The sequence below is a fragment of the Herbiconiux daphne genome, from assembly GCF_024979295.1.
Taxonomy (GTDB): domain Bacteria; phylum Actinomycetota; class Actinomycetes; order Actinomycetales; family Microbacteriaceae; genus Herbiconiux; species Herbiconiux daphnes.
The window spans coordinates 652,538-671,838 of the sequence record NZ_JANLCJ010000001.1 but is presented as its reverse complement, the minus strand read 5'-3'; the positions used below and the strand labels follow the sequence as shown (position 1 = coordinate 671,838).

17 protein-coding genes are annotated in these 19,301 nt (G+C 70.8%); 3 read left to right on the top strand and 14 right to left on the bottom strand.

The genetic code is table 11. The features are described from left to right. Nucleotides 1–1,450: 1,450 nt before the first annotated feature. From N1032_RS03500 to N1032_RS03455, 10 genes are all read right to left on the bottom strand, one after another. Nucleotides 1,451–2,500 (bottom strand): alpha/beta hydrolase, encoded by a 1,050-nt coding sequence (locus tag N1032_RS03500; protein WP_259537462.1) that lies wholly within the window; start codon nt 2,498–2,500, stop codon nt 1,451–1,453. A gap of 35 nt (nt 2,501–2,535) precedes the next feature. Beyond that, nucleotides 2,536–3,405: an HpcH/HpaI aldolase/citrate lyase family protein gene (locus tag N1032_RS03495; RefSeq protein ID WP_259537461.1), complete on the bottom strand. Its 870-nt coding sequence runs from the start codon at nt 3,403–3,405 to the stop codon at nt 2,536–2,538. Continuing rightward, nucleotides 3,402–4,613, bottom strand: coding sequence for a CaiB/BaiF CoA transferase family protein (locus N1032_RS03490; protein WP_259537460.1), 1,212 nt, complete (start codon nt 4,611–4,613; stop codon nt 3,402–3,404). The genes N1032_RS03495 and N1032_RS03490 overlap by 4 nt, the downstream gene beginning before the upstream one ends. Beyond that, entirely contained in the window at nt 4,610–6,853 is a 2,244-nt protein-coding gene (locus N1032_RS03485) for a formylglycine-generating enzyme family protein (protein WP_259537459.1), read from the bottom strand. Before N1032_RS03485 ends, N1032_RS03490 begins: the two co-directional genes overlap by 4 nt. After that, complete coding sequence (locus N1032_RS03480; protein WP_259537458.1) at nt 6,850–8,304, bottom strand: ADP-ribosylglycohydrolase family protein; 1,455 nt, start codon at nt 8,302–8,304, stop codon at nt 6,850–6,852. Before N1032_RS03480 ends, N1032_RS03485 begins: the two co-directional genes overlap by 4 nt. After that, nucleotides 8,301–9,443, bottom strand: coding sequence for an ADP-ribosylglycohydrolase family protein (locus N1032_RS03475; RefSeq protein WP_259537456.1), 1,143 nt, complete (start codon nt 9,441–9,443; stop codon nt 8,301–8,303). Before N1032_RS03475 ends, N1032_RS03480 begins: the two co-directional genes overlap by 4 nt. A gap of 87 nt (nt 9,444–9,530) precedes the next feature. After that, nucleotides 9,531–10,823, bottom strand: coding sequence for an ABC transporter substrate-binding protein (locus N1032_RS03470; RefSeq protein ID WP_259537455.1), 1,293 nt, complete (start codon nt 10,821–10,823; stop codon nt 9,531–9,533). Between the two features lie 34 nt (nt 10,824–10,857). Beyond that, nucleotides 10,858–11,745: a carbohydrate ABC transporter permease gene (locus tag N1032_RS03465; protein WP_259537454.1), complete on the bottom strand. Its 888-nt coding sequence runs from the start codon at nt 11,743–11,745 to the stop codon at nt 10,858–10,860. Further along, entirely contained in the window at nt 11,742–12,707 is a 966-nt protein-coding gene (locus N1032_RS03460; RefSeq protein WP_259537453.1) for a carbohydrate ABC transporter permease, read from the bottom strand. Before N1032_RS03460 ends, N1032_RS03465 begins: the two co-directional genes overlap by 4 nt. Continuing rightward, nucleotides 12,704–13,732, bottom strand: coding sequence for a LacI family DNA-binding transcriptional regulator (locus N1032_RS03455; RefSeq protein ID WP_259537452.1), 1,029 nt, complete (start codon nt 13,730–13,732; stop codon nt 12,704–12,706). Before N1032_RS03455 ends, N1032_RS03460 begins: the two co-directional genes overlap by 4 nt. Nucleotides 13,733–13,905: 173 nt before the next feature. Here N1032_RS03455 and N1032_RS03450 point away from each other — a divergent pair, with 173 nt between their 5' ends. Genes N1032_RS03450 through N1032_RS03440 form a run of 3 tightly spaced genes read left to right on the top strand, consistent with a single transcriptional unit; the run spans nt 13,906 to nt 15,507 of the window. Continuing rightward, nucleotides 13,906–14,499, top strand: coding sequence for a sulfite oxidase-like oxidoreductase (locus N1032_RS03450; protein ID WP_259537451.1), 594 nt, complete (start codon nt 13,906–13,908; stop codon nt 14,497–14,499). Next, entirely contained in the window at nt 14,493–15,224 is a 732-nt protein-coding gene (locus N1032_RS03445) for an FAD-binding oxidoreductase (RefSeq protein ID WP_259537450.1), read from the top strand. Before N1032_RS03450 ends, N1032_RS03445 begins: the two co-directional genes overlap by 7 nt. A 1-nt stretch (nt 15,225) precedes the next feature. Then, the gene (locus N1032_RS03440) at nt 15,226–15,507 is read left to right on the top strand and encodes a DUF6510 family protein (RefSeq protein ID WP_259537449.1); all 282 of its coding nucleotides are present in this window, start codon (nt 15,226–15,228) and stop codon (nt 15,505–15,507) included. A gap of 12 nt (nt 15,508–15,519) precedes the next feature. Here N1032_RS03440 and N1032_RS03435 read toward each other — a convergent pair whose 3' ends face one another. Genes N1032_RS03435 through N1032_RS03420 form a run of 4 tightly spaced genes read right to left on the bottom strand, consistent with a single transcriptional unit; the run spans nt 15,520 to nt 19,077 of the window. Next, nucleotides 15,520–16,800 carry an ATP-binding protein gene (locus N1032_RS03435; RefSeq protein ID WP_259537448.1) on the bottom strand — a complete coding sequence of 427 codons (1,281 nt, stop codon included), beginning with the start codon at nt 16,798–16,800 and terminating at the stop codon, nt 15,520–15,522. A gap of 5 nt (nt 16,801–16,805) precedes the next feature. Then, nucleotides 16,806–17,558 carry an SDR family NAD(P)-dependent oxidoreductase gene (locus N1032_RS03430; protein WP_259537447.1) on the bottom strand — a complete coding sequence of 251 codons (753 nt, stop codon included), beginning with the start codon at nt 17,556–17,558 and terminating at the stop codon, nt 16,806–16,808. Between the two features lie 47 nt (nt 17,559–17,605). After that, nucleotides 17,606–18,532 carry an alpha/beta hydrolase gene (locus tag N1032_RS03425; RefSeq protein WP_259537972.1) on the bottom strand — a complete coding sequence of 309 codons (927 nt, stop codon included), beginning with the start codon at nt 18,530–18,532 and terminating at the stop codon, nt 17,606–17,608. Between the two features lie 14 nt (nt 18,533–18,546). Beyond that, nucleotides 18,547–19,077, bottom strand: a complete 531-nt coding sequence (locus N1032_RS03420; RefSeq protein WP_259537446.1) for a beta-class carbonic anhydrase — start codon at nt 19,075–19,077, stop codon at nt 18,547–18,549. Nucleotides 19,078–19,301 lie beyond the last annotated feature (224 nt).

Here is a 19,301-nt window from a genome sequence, read left to right as displayed (position 1 = left end):
TCCCATCCTGCGGGCCGGCCGACCGGCGCGCGGCGGATGTTGCGCGAAAGTTCGCCCGATCTTGCCGGCCCGCAAAGACCGTGCGTTCGGTGTCAGTGGTGCTGGGGCTGCAGCCGGCGGCGCACCAGCAGCAGGCCGGTCGCCGCCCCGATCATGAGCAGCGCCACGGCAGCCCAGCGGGCGACCTCGAGCCCGGTGGCGCCGAGCGCACCCGACGAGCCGGCGCCCGTGACGGAGGCACCCCCCGTGCCGCCGGCACCCGCCCCGGGCCCGGCACCGGGTGCGCTGCCGTCACCGCCGCCGTCGCCCGGCTGCCCTCCCGAGCCGCCTCCGCCGTCGTTCGCGGCGAACGGCACGCTCGTGAGGAACACGTCGGCTCCGCCGGTGTTCGTCGCCCCCGAGATCGCGCCGTAGGTGACGCCCTGCACCCACGCGACACCGGATGCCCCGGGCGCGACGAACAGGTTCGCCTCGTCGTAGACATCCGCACCGTCGCGCTGCGGGGTGCCGAACTGCCCGAGGCCCTCGACGGCGCCCGACGCGTCGATCACCGCGGTGAACACGTCGACGCCACCGGCCGGCGAGCCGAGGGCCCCGCTGGTGTGGCCGACGACGAGGGCCCGCGCGTCGGAGCCGATCGTGACGGCGGCGGCACGATCGTCGCCGACGGTGCCGGTCTGCGTGGTCCACTGCGGGTCACCGGTCGCCGAGAACGCGGCGGCGAACAGGTCGTTTCCGCCGGCCGACTGTTGGCCCGCCAGGGCACCGCCCGTGAAGCCCACGGCCACGACCCCGGTCGCGGTCGCCGCAAGTCCCGACACCTGGTCGGTGTCGCCCGTGCCGAATTGGCGCAGCCAGAGCTGCTCGCCGGTCGCGGAGTACTCCGCGACCCAGGCGTCGTAGCCGCCCGACGATTCGGCACCCGGCATGGCGCCGCCCGCGGTGCCGCCGACGTAGACCCCGCCCGACGGCGCGGGGGCCGCGGCGAACGCCTTGTCCTCTGCCGGGCTGCCGAACTGCGCGGTCCAGGTGATGTCGCCCGCGGCATCCGCGTGCGCGATGACGATGTCTTTGTCGCCCGCCGGAATCCCGTCGCCGACGGTGCCCGAGCTGTAACCGGCGAGGAAGGCGCCGCCCGCCCCGTCGGCCGTGAGACCGTAGACGCGGTCGGCCGCGGCCGGGTCGCCGTAGGTCGTCGACCAGGCGATCGTTCCGTCGCCCGAGACCTTCGCCACGAGCGCGTCGTCGTTCTCGGCGCCGGCGTGGTCGGCGCGCTGGTAGCCGGCCGTCACCACCCCGCCGTCGCCCGCGTCGACCACGCCGTAGACGCGTTCGTTCAGGGCGCTCGCGAGGGGCGTCACCCACTCGGAGACACCCGAGGGGTCGAGCTTCTGCACCAGCACGTCCGAACCGCCCGTCACCGGGTGACCGAGGGCGTCGGCCGACACCGTCACGGCCTGCACGGCGCTGCCGTCGGCGTAGCCCAGCACACCGCCCGCGAAGTCGTCGCCGGTGGAGCCGGTCTGCACGCCGGTGACGGGTTCGACGGGTTCGGTCGCGAGATACGACGAGATGTCCTGCATGCCCTCACGGAAGCCCCGCTCCCACACGCCCCAGTCGTGACCGCCGTCGTAGACGGGAGCTCGGCCGTGATGCCGGGCACCCGCTTGGCCTGGTTGTAGAGCGTCGCGGCCTCGTAGTCGAGGTCGTGAACGGCGTCTTCGGGGTTGGGGTTCACGTATTCGTCGTCGCCGACCGCGATGAACAGGTGCACGGGCTGCGCCGGGTCGAACGCGGCGAAGCCGGCCGGATAGCTCAGCTGCTGGTAGCGGCTCTCGTCATAGAGCGAGTCGCCGACGCCGTAGGCGCCGAACTCGCGCGTCGACGAGTCGACCGGAGTGGTGGGCACGTAGACGGCCGGGCTCAGCACGAGCGCCGACGAGAACAGGTCTTGGTGCGCGGTCGCGTAGCGCAGGGCTCCGGCGCCGCCCATCGAGTAGCCGCCGATCACCCGCGCCGCGCGGTCGTCGATGGTGGGGTAGCTCTGGTCGATGTGGTCGATCAGGTCGGTGGTGAACGCCGTCTCCACCGCCGCTCCCGGCGAGGTGCCGGGGGCGGTGCCGGTGTAGAGCGAGTCGACGTAGTAGTTGCCGCGGTCGCTCCACGGCGCATCCGGCATCACCACGATCATGGGCGGGATGGAGCCGTCGGCGATGAGCTCGTCGAGGTCGCCCGCCACCTGTTGCCAGGCCGTCTGGCTGTCACCGCGCCCGTGCAGCAGATAGACCGACGGGTAGCGGGTGGCCGCTTCGGCGTCGAAGCCCGCCGGCAGATAGACCGTGTAGTCGATCGGGCCGCCGATCGCGGCGCTCTCGACCTGGCCGGGCACCAGCTGACTCGCCGGCGCCGGGGCAGCGGATGCGGCCATCCCGCCCGCGAGCGCAGCCGCCGCCGCGAGTGCCGCCGTCGCCGCCACAGCGGCCATTCGTCTCCACATCATCGTGGTTCCCCTTCTTCGTGATGGATCTCGGGTGCTCAGTGTTCGGCGCGCTCCAGAATCGCTCGCGCCCGGCCGGCCATCGCCTGGTCGACCATGTCTCCGTTCCCGAGCCGGGCGACGCCGCCGCCCGAGACGGCGGCGATCACCTCGCGGGCCCAGAGCAGCTCGTCGGCCTGCGGCCGGAAGACCTCGGCGATCACCGCGAGCTGCGACGGGTGGATGGCGGCACGACCGAACCAGCCGAGCCGACGGCCCCGCTCGGTGTCGAGCCGCAGGCCGTCGAGGTCGCCGATCGCCGGGTAGGCCGAGAGCATCGGCGCCGGCAGCCCGGCCGACCTCGCGGCGAGCAGCAGCCGGATGCGCACGTGGTCGAGCACCTCGGGCGCACGGGTGCCGAGATCGCTCGCGAGGTCGGACTCACCGAGCCCGAGGCGCGTGACCGCGGGGTGGACCGCGATCTGCGCGGCTCGTTCCACGCCGAGCGCGGTCTCGATCAGGGCGGTCACCGGCATGCCGGGCAGCAGGTGGTGCACGCGGTCGAGCTGGGGTGTCGACTCCACCTTCGGCAGGCGCAGCTCGACGCCCGCCCGTGCGGCCGCGCCGAGTGCCGCGAGCGCGGCGAGGTCGGCGTCGTCGCCGTCGTTCACGCGCACCTGCACGATCGGCCGGGTGGCGGCATCCGGGGCGGCCGGGGCATCAGCGGCGGGGGCATCAAAGGCCGGGGCATCCGGCGCCGTCGCCTCGAGCCACGCCATCACGTTGTCGCGCGCGGCGGCCTTCGCGGGCCCGGCTACGGCGTCTTCGAGGTCGAGGATGACGACGTCGACCCCTGTGGCGACCGCTTTGCCGAACCGGTCGGGGCGGTCGCCCGGCACATAGAGGGCGGTGACCGGTGCGGCGCTCACACGATCCCCCGCTCGCGCAGGGCGGCCAGCTGTTCGGGCGTGACGCCGATCTCGGCGAGCACCTCCGCGCTGTCGGCGCCGTGCTGCCGGCCCGCCCAGCGGATGCCGCCCGGCGTGCCCGACAGCCGGAACAGCACGTTCTGCATGCGGATCGGTCCGAGCTCGTCGTCGTCGACCGTCTGCACCGTGCCGATGGCGGCGTACTGCGGATCGGCGAGAACACCGCTCACGTCGAGCACCTTCGCCACGGCGGCCTGGGCCTGTTCGAACAGCCGCACCACCTCGTCGGTCGAGCGTGCGGCGATCCAGGCGCCCACGGCGTCGTCGAGTTCGTCGGCGTGCTGCGCGCGCTCGTGCCCCGACCCGAACCACGGCTGCGCCACCAGATCGGGGCGCCCGACGAGCGTCAGCACGCGTTCGGCGATCGACTGCGAACTGGTCGAGACCGCCACCCAGTCGCCGTCGGCCGTGCGGTAGACGTTGCGGGGGGCGTTGTTGACCGAGCGGTTGCCCGTGCGGGGCTGCACGGTTCCGAGCTGGTCGAACGCGGTGATCTGGCCGCCGAGCAGCATGAGGATCGGCTCGATGATGGCCAGGTCGATCACCTCGCCCCGGCCGGTCGCCTCGGCCCCTCGAAGCGCCACCATGACCGCGTAGGCGGTGGCGAGCGCTGCGATGCCATCGGCGAGACCGAACGGCGGAAGGGTCGGTGGCCCGTCGGGCTCGCCCGTCAGAGCCGCGAATCCACTCATCGCCTCGGCCAGACTGCCGAATCCGGGCCGGTTCGAGTAGGGGCCGAACTGGCCGAACGCCGTGACGCGGGCGATCACCAGTCGCGGGTTCGCGTCGTGCAGCACCTCGGGCCCGAGCCCCCAGCGCTCCAGGGTGCCGGGCCGGAAGTTCTCGATCAGCACGTCGGCCTCGGCCACCAGCGCGAGCAGCAGCTCGGCGCCGTCGCGGCTGCCGAGGTCGATCGTGACGGTGCGCTTGTTGCGCCCCAGCGTCTTCCACCACAGGTTGACGCCGTTCTTCGCCGGCCCGTGCCCGCGCGCGGCATCCGGTTTTCGCGGATGCTCGACCTTGATCACGTCGGCCCCGAAGTCACCTAAGAACGTGGCGGCCAGCGGGCCGGCGAAGAGGGTCGAGATGTCGAGCACCCGCAGGCCGACGAGCGGGGCGGATGCCGCGGTGGAGCTGTTCTCGGTCATGAGGTCTGCCCTTCCGCTCCGGCGGCGCCCGGCTGCCCGAGGTCCCACGCCAGCCGAAAGCCGATGCTCGGCGACCGCTCGAGACCGAGGCCGGGCAGCAGCAACTTCAGGCTGAACTCGGGCGAACGCGGGCCGCCGTCGGTGTACCAGTCGCTGCCGAGGCTCTCGTGGTCGCTGCCGCCCTTCAGCATCACGAACCGGGTGATGCCGTCGTCGTGCTCGCTCTCGGTCCAGTTCCATACCAGGGGTTCGGCCCGCTCGAACCCGGGTTCGCCCGCTGCCGCCTGCCACTCGAACTCTGTCGGCAGGCGCGCTCCGGCCCAGGCGGCGAAGGCGCGGGCGTCGTCGAGGCCGACGTGGGTGACGGATGCCGCCCCCTCGCCGGGCGGCCGGCCGTCGGCGCTCCACGTCGTCAAGAACCGGTTCGCGGTGGCCGGGCGGTAGCCGGTCGCCGCGAGGAACGCGGCGAACTCGGCGTCGGTGACCTCGCGGGCGGCGACCGCGACGTCGCCCAGCCGCACCCGGTGCGTCTCGGTGCGGGGGTCGTGCAGGCGCGGGGCGAGCGGCTTCCACTCCTCCACATAGGGCGCGCCCTGGTAGGAGCCGGTCTCCCGGCGGCGGTAGGTCATCGGCAGTTCCCGCTCCCCGGCGGTGAGGCGCACGGCGTCGGCGGGCGGCTCCCCCGTCGACCGCTCGGGCACCCGCCGCACGGCCTCGCGCGCCGGAAAGGTGGCATCCGTCGCCGAGGAATCACGGGAGGCATCCGCGGCGGTATCCCCAGCGGCATCCGCCAGCAGCTGCGCCAGCCAGCCCGGCTCGTCTCCGCGCACGCGAACGACCGCGGCCACCCCGCGCGCGGGAACCACCAGGTTCGCCGATGTGCCCAGCCGCACCCCCGAGGTCACGTCGAACACCGCCACCCCGTCGCCTCCCGCGCCCGAGGTCGCGTCGGAGGGAATCGTCTCGGCCGGGAGCAGGGCCGCCGGGTCGAGGGCCTCGCCCGTGAAGGCGTGCTCGCCGCGGTTGACGAGCGTCCACACCGTCACCGGGCCGAGCTCGAACCGCGAGGCGTACACGCCCGCGGCGAGCGCCGACCCGGTCGCGTCGACCAGCGGCGTCCACTCCCCGCCCGAGAACACGTCGGCGAGTGCACGCTGCACCCGCAGCATCCGTCGCAGCGTGGTCTTGTCGCGCTCGTTCCAGCCGACCCAGACGCCGAACACGGTGTCCCACACGAGCATGCCGGTGCCGTTCAGGAAGGCCGACTGCAGTTCGTCGCTGTGGTCGCGGTTCCACCGCCGCGTCGAGTGCATCATGTGCCGCTGCTCGAACCAGTGCGCGCGCATCACGCCGGGCGCACGGCTGTCGGCGAACCACTGCGCCCAGCTGAGTTGATGGTCTTCGATGCGCTGGTTGGGCACCCGCGACTCGCCCTCGAGCACGAGCGGCGGCTCGGCGTTCGACAACGTGTCGATGAGTCGCGAATCGCCCTCTTTCATGGTGTCGAGAAACACCCCGTCGACCCCGAGTTCGCCGGCCACGAGGGCCAGCTCGGCTGCGTCGTCGCGCGCGGCTCGGCGGGTGCCGGTGTCCCACGGGTTGTAGTCGACGAACACCCGGATGCCGCGGCCGTGCAACTCGGCGACGAGCTCGACGAGGCCCGGCACGTCGCGGTAGAAGTCGAACTGGTTGCGGTCGTCGATGCCGATCACCGGGTAGGCGTGCCACAGCACGACGCCGTCGAACCCGCCGAGGTCGGCGGTGGCGTCGAGAAGACGGTCGACCGAGAAGCGGCCGGTGGCGCGGTCGAAGAGCCGTTCGTCCCAGAGCCAGACCTGGGCGACGCTGTAGCACGACCGGGTCCACGAGGTCTCGGCGCGGTCGTAGATCGTCCCGTCATAGCCGAGCCGGGCGTGGGCCTCGTCACGCCATCGCGCGAGGGCCTGCCGCCAGGCGGGCCACTCCGCGGGGTCGTCGGGCGCGGCGAAGATCTTCGCGATGTCGCCCACCTCGGGCTCGAGATCCCCATCGAGTGGCAGCACGGTCGGCAGGTCGATCGGCCGCGGCACGAGCGGATTCCGCTGATTCGTGTTCGCCTCGTCGACATCGACCTCAACCTCGACCTGCGCCTCGACGGCCGCGTCCGGCACGCCGGCGTGCCGCTCCTCCGCGACATCCACGACGTCAGCGCTCAGCCGGCCTCCCGTCTCCGTCTCGGTCGGCCGCGTTCCCGCGCTCATCGCCCGCTCCCGTCCGCGCCTCGCGCACCGCCCGGTGCCGCACCGCCCGCGGGTTCCGCGAGCACTGCCACGGCCACCGTTCGCCGGGCCAGCTCGTCGAACCCGACGCCGTCGAAGCCCGGCACGCTCGTCGCGAGACGGTTGTGCAGCGGATCGATCCACCGCGCCGGCAACCCGGATGCCCCGGTCAGCGCGCCCGCGATCGACCCGGCCGTGGCTCCCACCGAGTCGGTGTCCCAGCCGCCGGTCACCGCGAGGGTGATCGTGCTCTCGAAATCGCCCGCACCCCGCGTAAGCGCGAACGCCAGCACGGCCGCGTTGTTGAGCACGTGCACCCAGTGCAGCTCGCCGAAGGCGGCATAGATCGCGTCGAGCGCCTGCTCCACCGGCAGCTCGCCCCGGCCGAGCTCCGCGCCGAGCGCGATGGCTCGGGCGTAACGGCTGCCCGCGGGCACCACCGAGAGCCCCGCCTCGAGCACGGCGTCGATGCCCGAGTCCCCGGACCCCGCGGAAGCCTCGCCCACAACGACCGCCGCCGAGCACGCCGCGGCCGCGAACAGCGCGCCGTAGAGCCCGTTGCGCCCGTGCGTCAGCCGCGCGTCGGCGAACGCTGGCCGTGCCGCCGCCCGGGGGTCGCCCGGGTGCGCCCAGCCGTAGACATCCGTTCTGATCTGCGCCCCGATCCAGTCGCGGAACGGGTTGCGCACCGCCCCGGCGATGTCGGGCTCGTAGCCGTCGAGCAGGTTGCGGTAGGCGATGCGCTCGGCGGTGAACACCCGCCCGCCCGGCAGGTTCGCGAGCCACGACAGGGCCACGTCGTCGGTCGTCAGCCCGTCGCCGACCCGCTCGAGCAGGTCGAGCGCGATGAGCGGAAAGTTGAGGTCGTCGTCTTCGGGCATGCCGTCGATGTTCTCGACCAGGCTGGTCGGCCGGCTGCGGCGATTCCACGGGTAGCGGGCGGCGAGCGCGGGGTCGAGCCCGATCTCGGTGAAATACGACCGGATCGGCCAATTGCCCGTGCTCTGCGCGATGGCCCGGATGCCCTCGCGCGGAATCTTCTCCACCGGCTTGCCGAGCAGACAACCCGCCGCACGCCCGAGCCAGGCGCCGTGCACCCGGTCGAAGACGTCGTCGCGACCCGGGTCGCCGACGTGCACCGGCGCATCCGGAGCCAGGTCGAGAATCTCGTCGAGCTCGTCAGGTTCTGCGAGCCGGAGGGCATCGGGAACCGCACGCTCGTCGAGACGGCTCAGGATGTCGCGACCCCGCTGCCGCAGCGCTTCCGGCGCGGGTTCGGGGGTCGCTCCGCTCACGGGGGCGCTCAATGTGCCCCCCGCGGCCACCCACTCCGCCTCGAGGTCGTCGACCGGCACACCATCGAGGCGCGCGGCCCGCAGGCCGTGCGGCACGAGGTCTTCGGGCTGGGTCCAGCTCAACCGCAGCACCGTCACTCGGCTCCGACGAGATCGCCGAGCAGCGCGGCCCGCTCGTCCCAGCGGGCGCGGTCTTTGCGCCAGACGTCTTTCGCCACCGAGGCCATCACGGCGCCGGGGGCGGTGATGTCCATGCGGCTGGCCTCGCTGATCTCGCTCACCCAGGCATCCGGAACCACGGCCCGCCCGCCCAGCGCACCGGCGATGGAACCGCCCATCACCGCGATCGAGTCGGAGTCGCGGCCGTAGTTGACCGCGCCGAGCACGGTCTCGCGGTAGTCGCCCCCGGCGAGCACGAGCATGCCGAGCGCGACCGGCAACTCCTCGATCGACTTGGTGCGGCTCGGAATGCGGGCGTCACGAGCGGGCGTCCGGTAATTCGGGCCCACGGTGTCGAAGGGCGCGACGGCCTCGCGGATGCCGGCGAGCGACGATCGCCACTCTCCGAGCGACGAGGCCGCGGTGACCACGGCGTCGATCGCGTCGCGGGTGCCGTCTTTGGCCAGGGCGAGGGCGACATCGATCACCGAGGTGACCGTCGCGCCCGGGCGCATCGCCTCGGCGACGCACGCGGCGTAGACCCCCGCGGCCTCGCGGCCGTAGCTCGACTGGTGCGCGCCGGCCACGTCGATCGCCTCGGTGTAGGCGCCGAGCGGCGACCCGGCGTTGGCGATGCCGACCGGCGCCATGTACATGGTGGCGCCGCAGTTCACGATGTTGCCGACGCCCGCCTCGCGGGGGTCGATGTGCCCGTAGTGCAGTCGCGCCACGAGCCACTTCTCGGCCAGGAAGAGCCGCTGCAGCAGGATGGCGTCGGTCTCGAGCTCGGGAATCCAGCGCCGCTCTCCGATCAGCAGCGGCACGAGATGATCGGCGATCGCGTAGGCGTCGAGGTGGTCGCGCACGGTGTCGTAGACCTCCACCAGCGCCGTCGTCATGAGTGTGTCGTCGGTGACGTGGCCGTCGCCCTTGTGATAGGGCGCGATGGGCCGAGCATTCCGCCAGTCGGCGAGGAACGGCGGCACGATCCCCTCGATGAACCCGGCGTAGCGCTCTTGGATGGCCTCCGGGGTGTTGCCCTCCGCGGCTCCGCCGAGGGAGTCGCCCACGGCGGCCCCGGCGAGCGCTCCGGTTGCCTTGTCCTCGAGCAGGTCCATGTGCGTTCTCCTTCGTGAACTTCAGTCGTGTGGGGTGGTGCGGGATGCCGCGTGCCGGCCCATGCGGCGGGCACGCGGCATCCGGGGTCAACCGATCGAGTCCCAGCCGTCGGTCAGCTGCTTGCTCAGGTCGTCGAGACTGATCGAGTTCGCGAAATACTGCTGCAGACCCGGGGTGGCGTACTGGTCTTTCCACTGCGGGTAGTTCGACGCCTTCTGGAACGGAGCCCCCGAGAGGTCTTCGCCGGTGGCGAGGATGGGCGCCCACACCGGGGTGTCGGCGGTCTGCTCGGCCACGACGTCGCGGGCGGCCGACGAGGTGGGGATGAGCCAGTCGCCCTGGGCGAGCTTCGCCTGGTTGTCGGCCCCCATGAAGTAGTCGATGAACTTCGCGGCCTGCTCGGGGTATTTGCTCTGGGCCGACACCGACATGGTCTGCGGGTTGGCGGCCTGCACCGGCCCGTCGCTGCCGGCCAGCGGGGGCAGCACCGTCCAGTTGAAGCCGTCGGGTGCCGACTCGGTGATCTGCTGGGCGAGGAAGTTGCCGCCGATGTACATGGCGTACTTGCCGCCGAGGAAGCCGGGCAGCACGTCGGAGCCCGACTGGGTCAACGTCACGGGGTCGAGCGAGGCGTCGTCGTAGGCCATGGCGTGGATCTTCTCGGGCACCGCGAGCTCGGGCTCGCCCACCGAGATGGTGGCCGATCCGTCGTCGGAGACGTCGAAGAAGGTGCCGCCGAAGCCGAGGGCGGTGTTCATGACGGCCGCGGTGGGCTGCTTGAGGCCCCAGCCCACGCCGAAGTTGCCTCCCGAGGTGAGCTGTTTCGCGTCGGCCTGCAGGTCGTCCCAGGTCAGCTCGTCGCCCGTCGGCACCTCGACGCCGGCGGCGGCGAAGGCGTCGGTGTTGGCGAAGGCCACGTAAGTCTGCAGCAGGGTCGGGGCCGCCACGATCTTGCCGTCGGAGGTGGTCACCGTCTCCCACACGTCGTCGGAGACCGCGCTCTTCACGTCGTCGCTGAGGTAGGGGCCGATGTCGGCCAGGTAGCCCTGGTTGGCGAAGCCCAGGATGTCGCTCGACTCGTCGTGGATGATGTCGGGCGCGGTGCCGCCCTGGAACTGGGTGACCAGCTGGTCGTGCACGTTGTCCCAGCTGCCCTGCACCAGGTCGACCTGGATGTCGGGGTTGTCGGCGTTCCACGAGTCGACGATCTCCTTCGTCGCCGCGACCGTGGAGTCCTGGTAGGCCAGGCTCTGGAACGTCAGCGTCACAGGGCCTTCGGGGGTGCTGCTCGTGGCGGTGCCTCCGCCGCCGAACGCGCAGCCGCCCAGCAGTCCGGCGACAGCGAGGGCTCCGATGCCCAGCAGTGCCTTGCGTCTCATTGTTCTCTCCTTTTTGTTTGCGTGATGCAGGTGGTCAGCCCTTGACCGCACCGCTCGTGAGGCCCGAGGTGAGCCGTCGTTGGATCAGGGCGAAGAAGACCAGGCTCGGAATCGTCGCGAGCAACGATGCGGCCGCCAGTTGCCCCAGCTGCACCTGGCCCTCCGCCCCCACGAACCGGGCGAGGGTGAGCGGCAGCGTCTGCAGACTGGGGTCTTGAATCAGCACGAGGGCGAAGAAGAACTCGTTCCACGACGAGATGAAGGTGAACAGGCTCGTGGCCACGAGCCCCGGCGCCAGAAGCGGCAGCACGATCGAGCGCAGCACCCGGATGCGCGAGGCGCCGTCCATCGACCCCGCCTCCTCGAGCTCGATGGGCACGCCGGAGACGTAGCCCTGCAGCATCCAGAGCGCGAACGGCAGCGACCAGACCGTGTAGACGAGCACCAGCCCGAAGAGGTTGTTGATCAGGCCGATCTGCTTGAGCACCAGGAACAACGGGATGATGATGAGGATGAACGGGAAGACCTGGCTGAGCAGGATCCAGCCGGTGGCGATGCCGCGCAGCATGGTGCGGAACCGCGCCAGGGCGTAGGCCGCCGGCAGCGAGATCACCGTGACGATCACCGTGGTGAGCACGGCGACGAAGAGGCTGTTGCCGGCCGCCTGGATGAGGTTCGCCTTCTCGATCGCCGCGAAGAAGTTGTCGAGGTTGGGCTGCTGCGGCAGGAACGCCGGGTTCGGCGACTGCAGCTCCTGCGGCGTCTTGAACGCCGTGATGAGCAGGAACAGCAGTGGAAAGCCGAGGAACACGACGTAGGCCGCGAGGGCGATGTACTGCAGCGGGCGGGTGATGCGGCGGGTGCGCTTAGCCGACGGCGTGAGGCGCGTGCCGCGACCGGCGGATGCGATGGCTTGGGTCATGACAGACGGCTCCTCGCCTGGCTGCGCAGATAGAAGAACAGGAACGCGGCGATGACCACCACCATCACGTTGCCCATGGCGGCGGCGTAGCCGAAGTTGCCGTAGCGGAACGCCTCGTTGTAGGCGAACAGCATCGGCAGCATGGTCTGGCCTCCCGGCCCGCCCGCGGTCAGCACGTAGACGAGGGCGAAGGAGTTGAAGTTCCAGATCAGGTCGAGGGTGGTGATGGCCACGATCACGGGCCGCAGCGCCGGCAGCGTGATGTGCCAGAAGCGCTGCAGCGCGTTCGCGCCGTCGATCGCGGCGGCCTCGTGCAGGTCGGCCGACACGTTCTGCAGCCCCGCGAGCAGGGTGATGGTGGTCTGCGGCATGCCGGCCCAGACCCCCACCACGATGACGGCGGGCAAGGCCGTCGAGAAGTCGCCGAGCCAGTTGGTGTCGCCCGGCAGGCCGATCGCCCGCAGGAACCCGTTGATGGGCCCGTAGGTCGGGTTGAGCATGAGGCGCCACATGATGGCGATGATCACGGGGGGCATGGCCCACGGCACGAGCGCCAGGGTGCGGGCGAGCCAGCGGAACTTGATGTCGAGGTTCAGCAGCAGGGCCAGCCCGAGAGCGGCGAAGAACTGCAGGATGGTGACACCGAAGGCCCAGATCAGGCCGATGCGGAACGAGTTCCAGAACAGCTCGTTGCCGAGGAGCTTCACGTAGTTGTCGACCCCGTTGAACGTGACGACCTGCCCGAGGCCGGCCTTCGCGTCGGTGAAGCCGAGCAGGATGCCCTGAACGAGCGGGTAGACGCTGAACAGCACGACCGGAATGAGGGCCGGCAGCACGAGCAGCCAGGCTTCGCGCCCGCCCCGGCCGATGTTGCCGAGCGACTTGCGCCGTGGGGTCTTCGGGGGCTTGGGCGCACGGGTCTCGCGTTCGCTCACCATCGCCCGGGTGGCCTCGGTGGTCACAGTTCCGCCTCCCTCGCTCCTGTCACCGACGACGCGCGCACGGTGAGCTTCGGTTCGATGACGATTTGCTCGACGGGGGCCTGCGGGTTCTCGAGCCGCCGCAGCAGCAGCTTCGCCGCCGCCCGCGCGCGCTTCGTCGACCGCAGGTCGACGCTCGTGATCGACGGCTGCGCCAGGTCGGCGATATCGGTGTCGTCCATGCCCACGATCGCGATGTCGTCGGGCACGCGCAATCCGCGCTTCGAGATGACCTTCATCGCGGCCACGGCCAGCAGGTCGTTGGCGCACACGATGGCGTCGGGCGTGGTCTGGTCGAGCAACGTGGCGGCCGCCTTGAGACCGGCCCGGTAGGTGAAGTCGCTCGCGCCGACCTGGGCGTCGGCGTTCTGCGGATGCCCCTGCTCGGTCAGGGCGCGCAGGTAGCCGTTGAGGCGCGCGGCCCCCGGAACGGTGTCGACCGGGCCGTTGATGAAGGCGATGCGCCGCCGGCCCTGGGCGGCCAGGTGGTCGACGGCGAGGGCGATGCCGCGCACGGAGTCGGCGCGCACGTTGTCGAGCTCGACGCCCGGCGGCAGCGACCCGATGATGACGATCGGCAGGCGGCTCGCGCGCAGTTGCTGCCCCAGCTCCTCGGTCACCCGCAACGGGCTGAGGATGAGGCCGTCGGCGAAGCCGCGGTTGAGGCTCGTGAGCAGATCGATCTGGTCGAGGGGGTCGCTGCCGGTCGACGAGAGCACGAGCCGGTAGCCCGCTTTCGTGACCACACGCGAGATCTCGTGCATCATGCCCACGTAGACCGGGTTTCCGACATCGGCCACGGCGAGGGCGATCTGCTCGGTCTTACCCGCCTTGAGCGAGCGGGCCGTGGCATCCGGAACGTAACCGAGTTCGTCGGCGGCGGCACGCACCCGGTCGATGACCTGCTGCGACGCCGGCAGACCGTTCATCACGCGGGAGACGGAGGCGATAGAGACGCCGGCTCGCTCGGCGACCAGCACCAGGGTGGACTTCTTCGTCAGGGGCACGGGGTTCCTTGCGTCATTGGAAGGCGTCGTATCGGCGTCTTGGGCTGTAAACGTTCTCGTAAACGTTTACAGCCATCACGTTAACGCATGACCCGACTCTGCGTCAATTGTCGTTAGGCCCCGGCCGCCTGCGTCTTATACGGTGGAACCACATTCTCTAGCGGAGGTGCACGATGGGCGTTTTTTCCCGTGGATTCGGCGATCGGCGGCGTGAGTCCGACCCCAAACTGCCCCCGGGGCAGTATCTGACCGAAGATTTCCCGGTGCTGTCGGCCGGCCCGACGCCGCGCGTCGACACCGCCGACTGGAGCTTCACCATCGTGACCGAAGACGGCACGAAGAAGTCGTGGTCGTGGGCCGACATGATGGCGCTCCCCATCGACGAGATCGGCACCGACATCCACTGCGTCACGCGCTGGTCGAAGCTCGGCACGCACTGGCGGGGGGTGTCCCTCGACCACTTCTTCACAGACATCAGCACGAGCGATCAGTACACGATGGCGCACTCCTACGGCGGCTACACCACCAACGTGCCCCTCGAAGACCTGCTCGGAGGCAAGTCGTGGATCGCCTTCGAGTTCGAGGGCGCTCCGCTCGACCCCGAGCACGGCGGGCCGGCGCGCCTGCTCGTTCCGCACCTCTACTTCTGGAAGAGCGCGAAGTGGGTCAACGGCATCACCATGCATGCCAACGACGACCCCGGCTTCTGGGAGCAGAACGGCTACAACCTCTATGGCGATCCCTGGAAAGAACAGCGCTATTGGTAGAGCCGATCGTCGCCGGCTGGCTGCCGGGAACGGTCGCTTCGGCGACCCGGATGACGCCACACGGCCGCATCCTCGAACTGCAGGTTCCGTCGTGGCCGGGTAACCTGCCGGGTCAGCACCTCGATCTGCGCCTGACGGCCGAAGACGGCTACCAGGCCGTGCGGTCGTACTCCGTGGCCTCGTTCGGCGCCGGCACGTCGATCGAGCTCGCGGTCGAAGAGGTCGCCGACGGCGAGGTGTCGCCCTATCTGGTCGACGACGTGCAACCGGGCGACCAGCTCGAGGTGCGGGGGCCGATCGGCAACTATTTCGTCTGGCGCGACTCGCAGACCGATCCGGTGCAGCTCATCGCCGGCGGCTCGGGATCGGTGCCGCTCGTGTCGATCGCGCGGGCCCACCAGAGGTCGAAAAGCACGACCGGATGCCGGTTCATCTACTCCGTGCGCACGCCCGCCGACGCGCTCTACGCCGATGAGCTGATGGGGCTCGTGAGCAGCACCTTCACGCTCGACTGGGTCTACACGAGGCAGGCGCCGCCCGAATCTCCCCGCAAGCCCGGGCGCATCGACCGATCGATCATCGAGACCACCGCGTTCACGCCCGCCGAGAAGCCGATGGTCTACGTCTGCGGGCCGACGTCGTTCGTCGAAGCCGTCGCCGGCATCCTGGTCGACCTCGGCCACGACCCCATGCGCATCAAGACCGAGAGGTTCGGAGGTGTCTGACATGCCGCAACGCCATCCCGCCGGCAGAGTGCACGACCGGGTCGACGGCAACGTCGCCGCCGGGCCCCTGAGCGATGTCTTCGGCATCGACATCACGATGGTGGTGGGCACCTGCCGTCACTGCGGTGCGAGCGCTACCCTCGCCGAGGCCGTGGTCGAGATCGACGACGAGGGGCTCATCCTGCTCTGCCGCACCTGCGAGCACACCATGCTCACCTTCGTCTCCCGACCCGACGGGCGCTACCTCGAGCTGCCGGGTCTGTTCGGGCTCTCGTTCGCCTGAGCTCGCGCCGGCCTACAGCCGGGCGATCGACTCGATGTCCTCGAGGAACTGGGCGGCCACCTCGTCGGAGACCGTTGCCCTGGTCTCGGCGATCGCGTCGAGGTAGTTCGACAGCTGCGGCCCGCTGTCGTCGTCGTGGGGCTCGCCCGAGAACAGGGCGGCCTCGAGTGCCGTCTGCGAAGCCTTGCGCGCCGCGTATTCGATGTCGGCCGGCGAGAACCCCTCAGACCGCTCCACCAGCAGCGACACGTCGACGTGCTGCCGGGCCGTCTCGGGCAGGTAGCGCGACCAGATCGACGCGCGCGCCTGGGCGTCGGGGAGCCCGATCGGAATGACGTAGTCGAACCGGCCGTGGCGCAGGAAGGCGGTGTCGAGCGCCCGGATGAAGTTGGTCGCGCACACCAGCAGCCGGTTCGGCTGATCACGGAAGGCCGGGATGATCTTCAGCAGTTCGTTCGTCACCCCCTGCAGGGCCGAGGGCGGTTCGCCGCCGCGCTGCACCGCGATCTCCTCCACCTCGTCGATGAACACCACGGCGTGCTCGAGCTCGTCGATCTTGACGAACGTCTCGCGCAGGGCACCCGCTAGCCCGGCCGGGTCGGCCGCCAGGCGCGAAGGGAACACCTCGACGAACGACCACTCCAGCCGCGAGGCGATGGCCCGGGCGAATGTGGTCTTGCCGGTGCCGGGCGGCCCGAACAGCACGACGGCGCTCGGCGGCACCACGCCGAACTGGGCCGCGAGGTCGGCGTTGGCGAGCGGCATCACGAGCCGCCGCTCGAGCAGCTCCTTCTCGGCCTGCATGCCGCCGATGCCGTCCCAGAGCCCGCGGGGCAGCACTCGGCCGCCGAGCTCGCTGAGCGTGTCGAGCTCTTTGCGCTGCACGGGCAGTTGGCGCTCGAAGTAGCGCAGGTTCTTCTTGGCCACGAAGCCCTGGTCGCTGAACGCATCGACCCGCACCGCCGACTCGGGCAGCAGCACCGAGAGCTTCTGGAGCCCGAGCCCCGCCATGCGGTGCTCGAGGGCGGCGAGCATGGTCTTGCCCACCCCTCGGTCCTGCCAGTCGCTCTGGGTGGCGACGAACACGATCCACCCCTGCGCGTGGGCGGCGCGGCCGACCGCGGCGCCGATGATCTTCTCGTCGTGCACGGCCACCACCGCGTGGTCCTGCTGACACGACGAGATTACCTCGGAGAGCCCGTAGACCGGCTCGCTCTCGGCGCGGGTCTGCTCCCAGAGGCGCAGGATCGCGTCGATGTCTTCGGGGTGGAAGTCGCGCACCCGAAAGGTCACGGGGCTCACCAGGCGGTGAAGCCCGCGTCGGCGTGCACGACCTGGCCCGTGATCGAGCTCGCCGCATCCGAGGCCAGGAAGGTCACGACCCGGGCGATCTCCTCGGGATCGATCAACCGGCCCTGGGGAATCTGGCTCAGCCACGACTTCATGATCTCGGGATTGTTCGCGCCGACGTCTTTCAGGATGTCGGTGTTCGTGTAGCCCGGCGCCACCGCGTTCACCCGCACACCCGCGGTCGCCCACTCCGACGCGAGCACCTTCGCCATGTGGGCGACGCCGATCTTCGCCACGTCATAGGCCACATGGTGCTCGGGGCGGGTGGCGCGGTAGGCCGCGATCGACGAGATGTTCACCACGGCGCCGCCGCCGTGGGCGCACATGTAGCGGCCGGCCTCGCGGGCGCCGTAGAACGTGCCCGTCAGGTCGACGTCGATCGTGCGCTGCCAGACGTCGTCGGCGAGATCGAGGGCCAGGGAGTCCTCGACGATTCCGGCGTTGTTGATCCAGATGTCGAGGCGGCCGAACTCCGCCGCGACCGACTCGACCAGCTCGCGCACCGAGGAGCTGTCGGTGACGTCGACGTAACGGCCGTGCACGCCTGGCGCGAGGCGTCGGGCGGCCTCCTCCGCGGCATCCTGTCGCACGTCGGCGATCACCACCTGTGCTCCACAGGCGACGAGCTGGGAGGTGGTCGCCGCGCCGATGCCGCGAGCGCCTCCGGTCACGACCGCGATCTTGCCAGACAGATCAATCATCAGTACTCCTTTGTCGTGGTGATTGTCGTACAGGTGCACTTTACAGTTCAAGCGTCGCTAAACACAGAGGTGCTCGGCAGGTGCTCGCGCAGGAAAGCGCCGATACGGCGCGTGGCGTCGGCGGCCTCGGGGGTGCCGAGCATGAGCTGGTAGACGTGGGGCAGGCCCTCGCCCACCTCCAGCCGCACGTCGACTCCTGAATCCCGCGCCGCGTCGGCCAGGCGTTCGGCGTCGCTCAGCAGCAGGTCGGCCGTTCCCACATGGATGAGCAAGGGCGGAAGCCCCGCCAGGTCGGCGAAGAGAGGCGAGGCCAGCGGCGTGCGCGGGTCGGCGCCGGCCAGGTAGTCCTCGGCCAGCCGGCGCAAGAGTGCGGGCGTCGAGATGACGTCGTCGTCGACCCGCTCGGTCATCGACCGGCCCGAACCGGTGAGGTCGACCGTGGGCGACATCAGCACGGCCGCGGCCGGCAGTGCTTCACCGGCGTCGCGCGTCGCCACCAGCAGGGCGACCGCGAGCCCACCCCCGGCCGAGTCGCCGGCCACGGCGATCGAGCCTGCCTCGACACCCTCGTCGTGCGTGAGCCACCGCCACACCGCCACCGCGTCGTCGATCGCCGCGGGGAACGGATGCTCCGGCGCCAGCCGGTACTCGGCGAAGAGCACCCGCAGGCCGCCCGCCCGCCCGAGGCGGGCTGCCAGCTCGCCGTCGCTGCGGATCGACCCGAACTCGTAGCCGCCGCCGTGAAAGAACACGAGCACCCGGTCGCGGTCGACGCCGGGCGCGTCGAGCCAGTGCGCCGGCACGCCACCGGCGATGACGTCGCGCACCCGCACGTCGGGCGGGAGCGGATGCACCGGCCCGCCGGGCGCGAAGGTGGCACGTGTCTCGGCCACCGTCGGCGGCGGCTGGCCCTCGGCGATCCGCCGGCGCTCGCGCAACGTGTCGAGCAGCTGCCGCATCTCGGCGCTCGGCATGGCAGGCACCCGCGTCAGTGCACTCGCGCGGCGACCGCCGCTTCGAGCGGCATCACCTCGCTGAGCAACCCGGTGTGCACGTCGAAGACGAATCCGCGCACCGGCACCTCGGCGGCGATCCACGGATGCGACCGCGCCTTCTGCATCTGCTCGCGCGTGTTCTGCTCGGTGTCGGTGAAGCTGTAGAAACGGGAAGGCGCGATCGGCGACATCCCGGTCTCGTCACGGAGCCGCTGCTGCAGTTCGTCGTCGGTGAAGGTGGTGACGCCGCACTCGTTGTGGTTGATGATCATGATCTCGCGCGTTCCCAGCACCCGGGTCGAGATGACGAGCGAGCGCACCGAGTCATCGTCGATCACGCTGCCGACGTTCCTGATCATGTCGACGTCGGCATCGGCGAGCCCGAGCAGCGGCACGATGCCGCTCAGCCGGGGGTCGGCGCAGGTGACGATGGCGACCTTCGGTGCGGGTCGCCCGCTGTGCGAGCTGTCGTAGCTCGCCGCGAGGGCTGAGTTGGCGCTGATCGCGTCATCGATGAGGCTCATCTGCATCTTCTTCCGATCGGGGTGACGGCCCGGCAGCGCGAGTGCGGCGCAGGCTCGTCTCCACCCCGACGATAGGCATCGCGGGCGGCGGGCATAACGTCGGGTTCCCGCCATCCCGCCGCCGGGTCTGTCGGAAGACCGCCGCCTCTCGGCCGGGGCGCTCCCGGGTGACCGCGAGCACCGGGAGGAGAGCTCAGCGGCGCTTCGCGACGATGAAGGTGGCA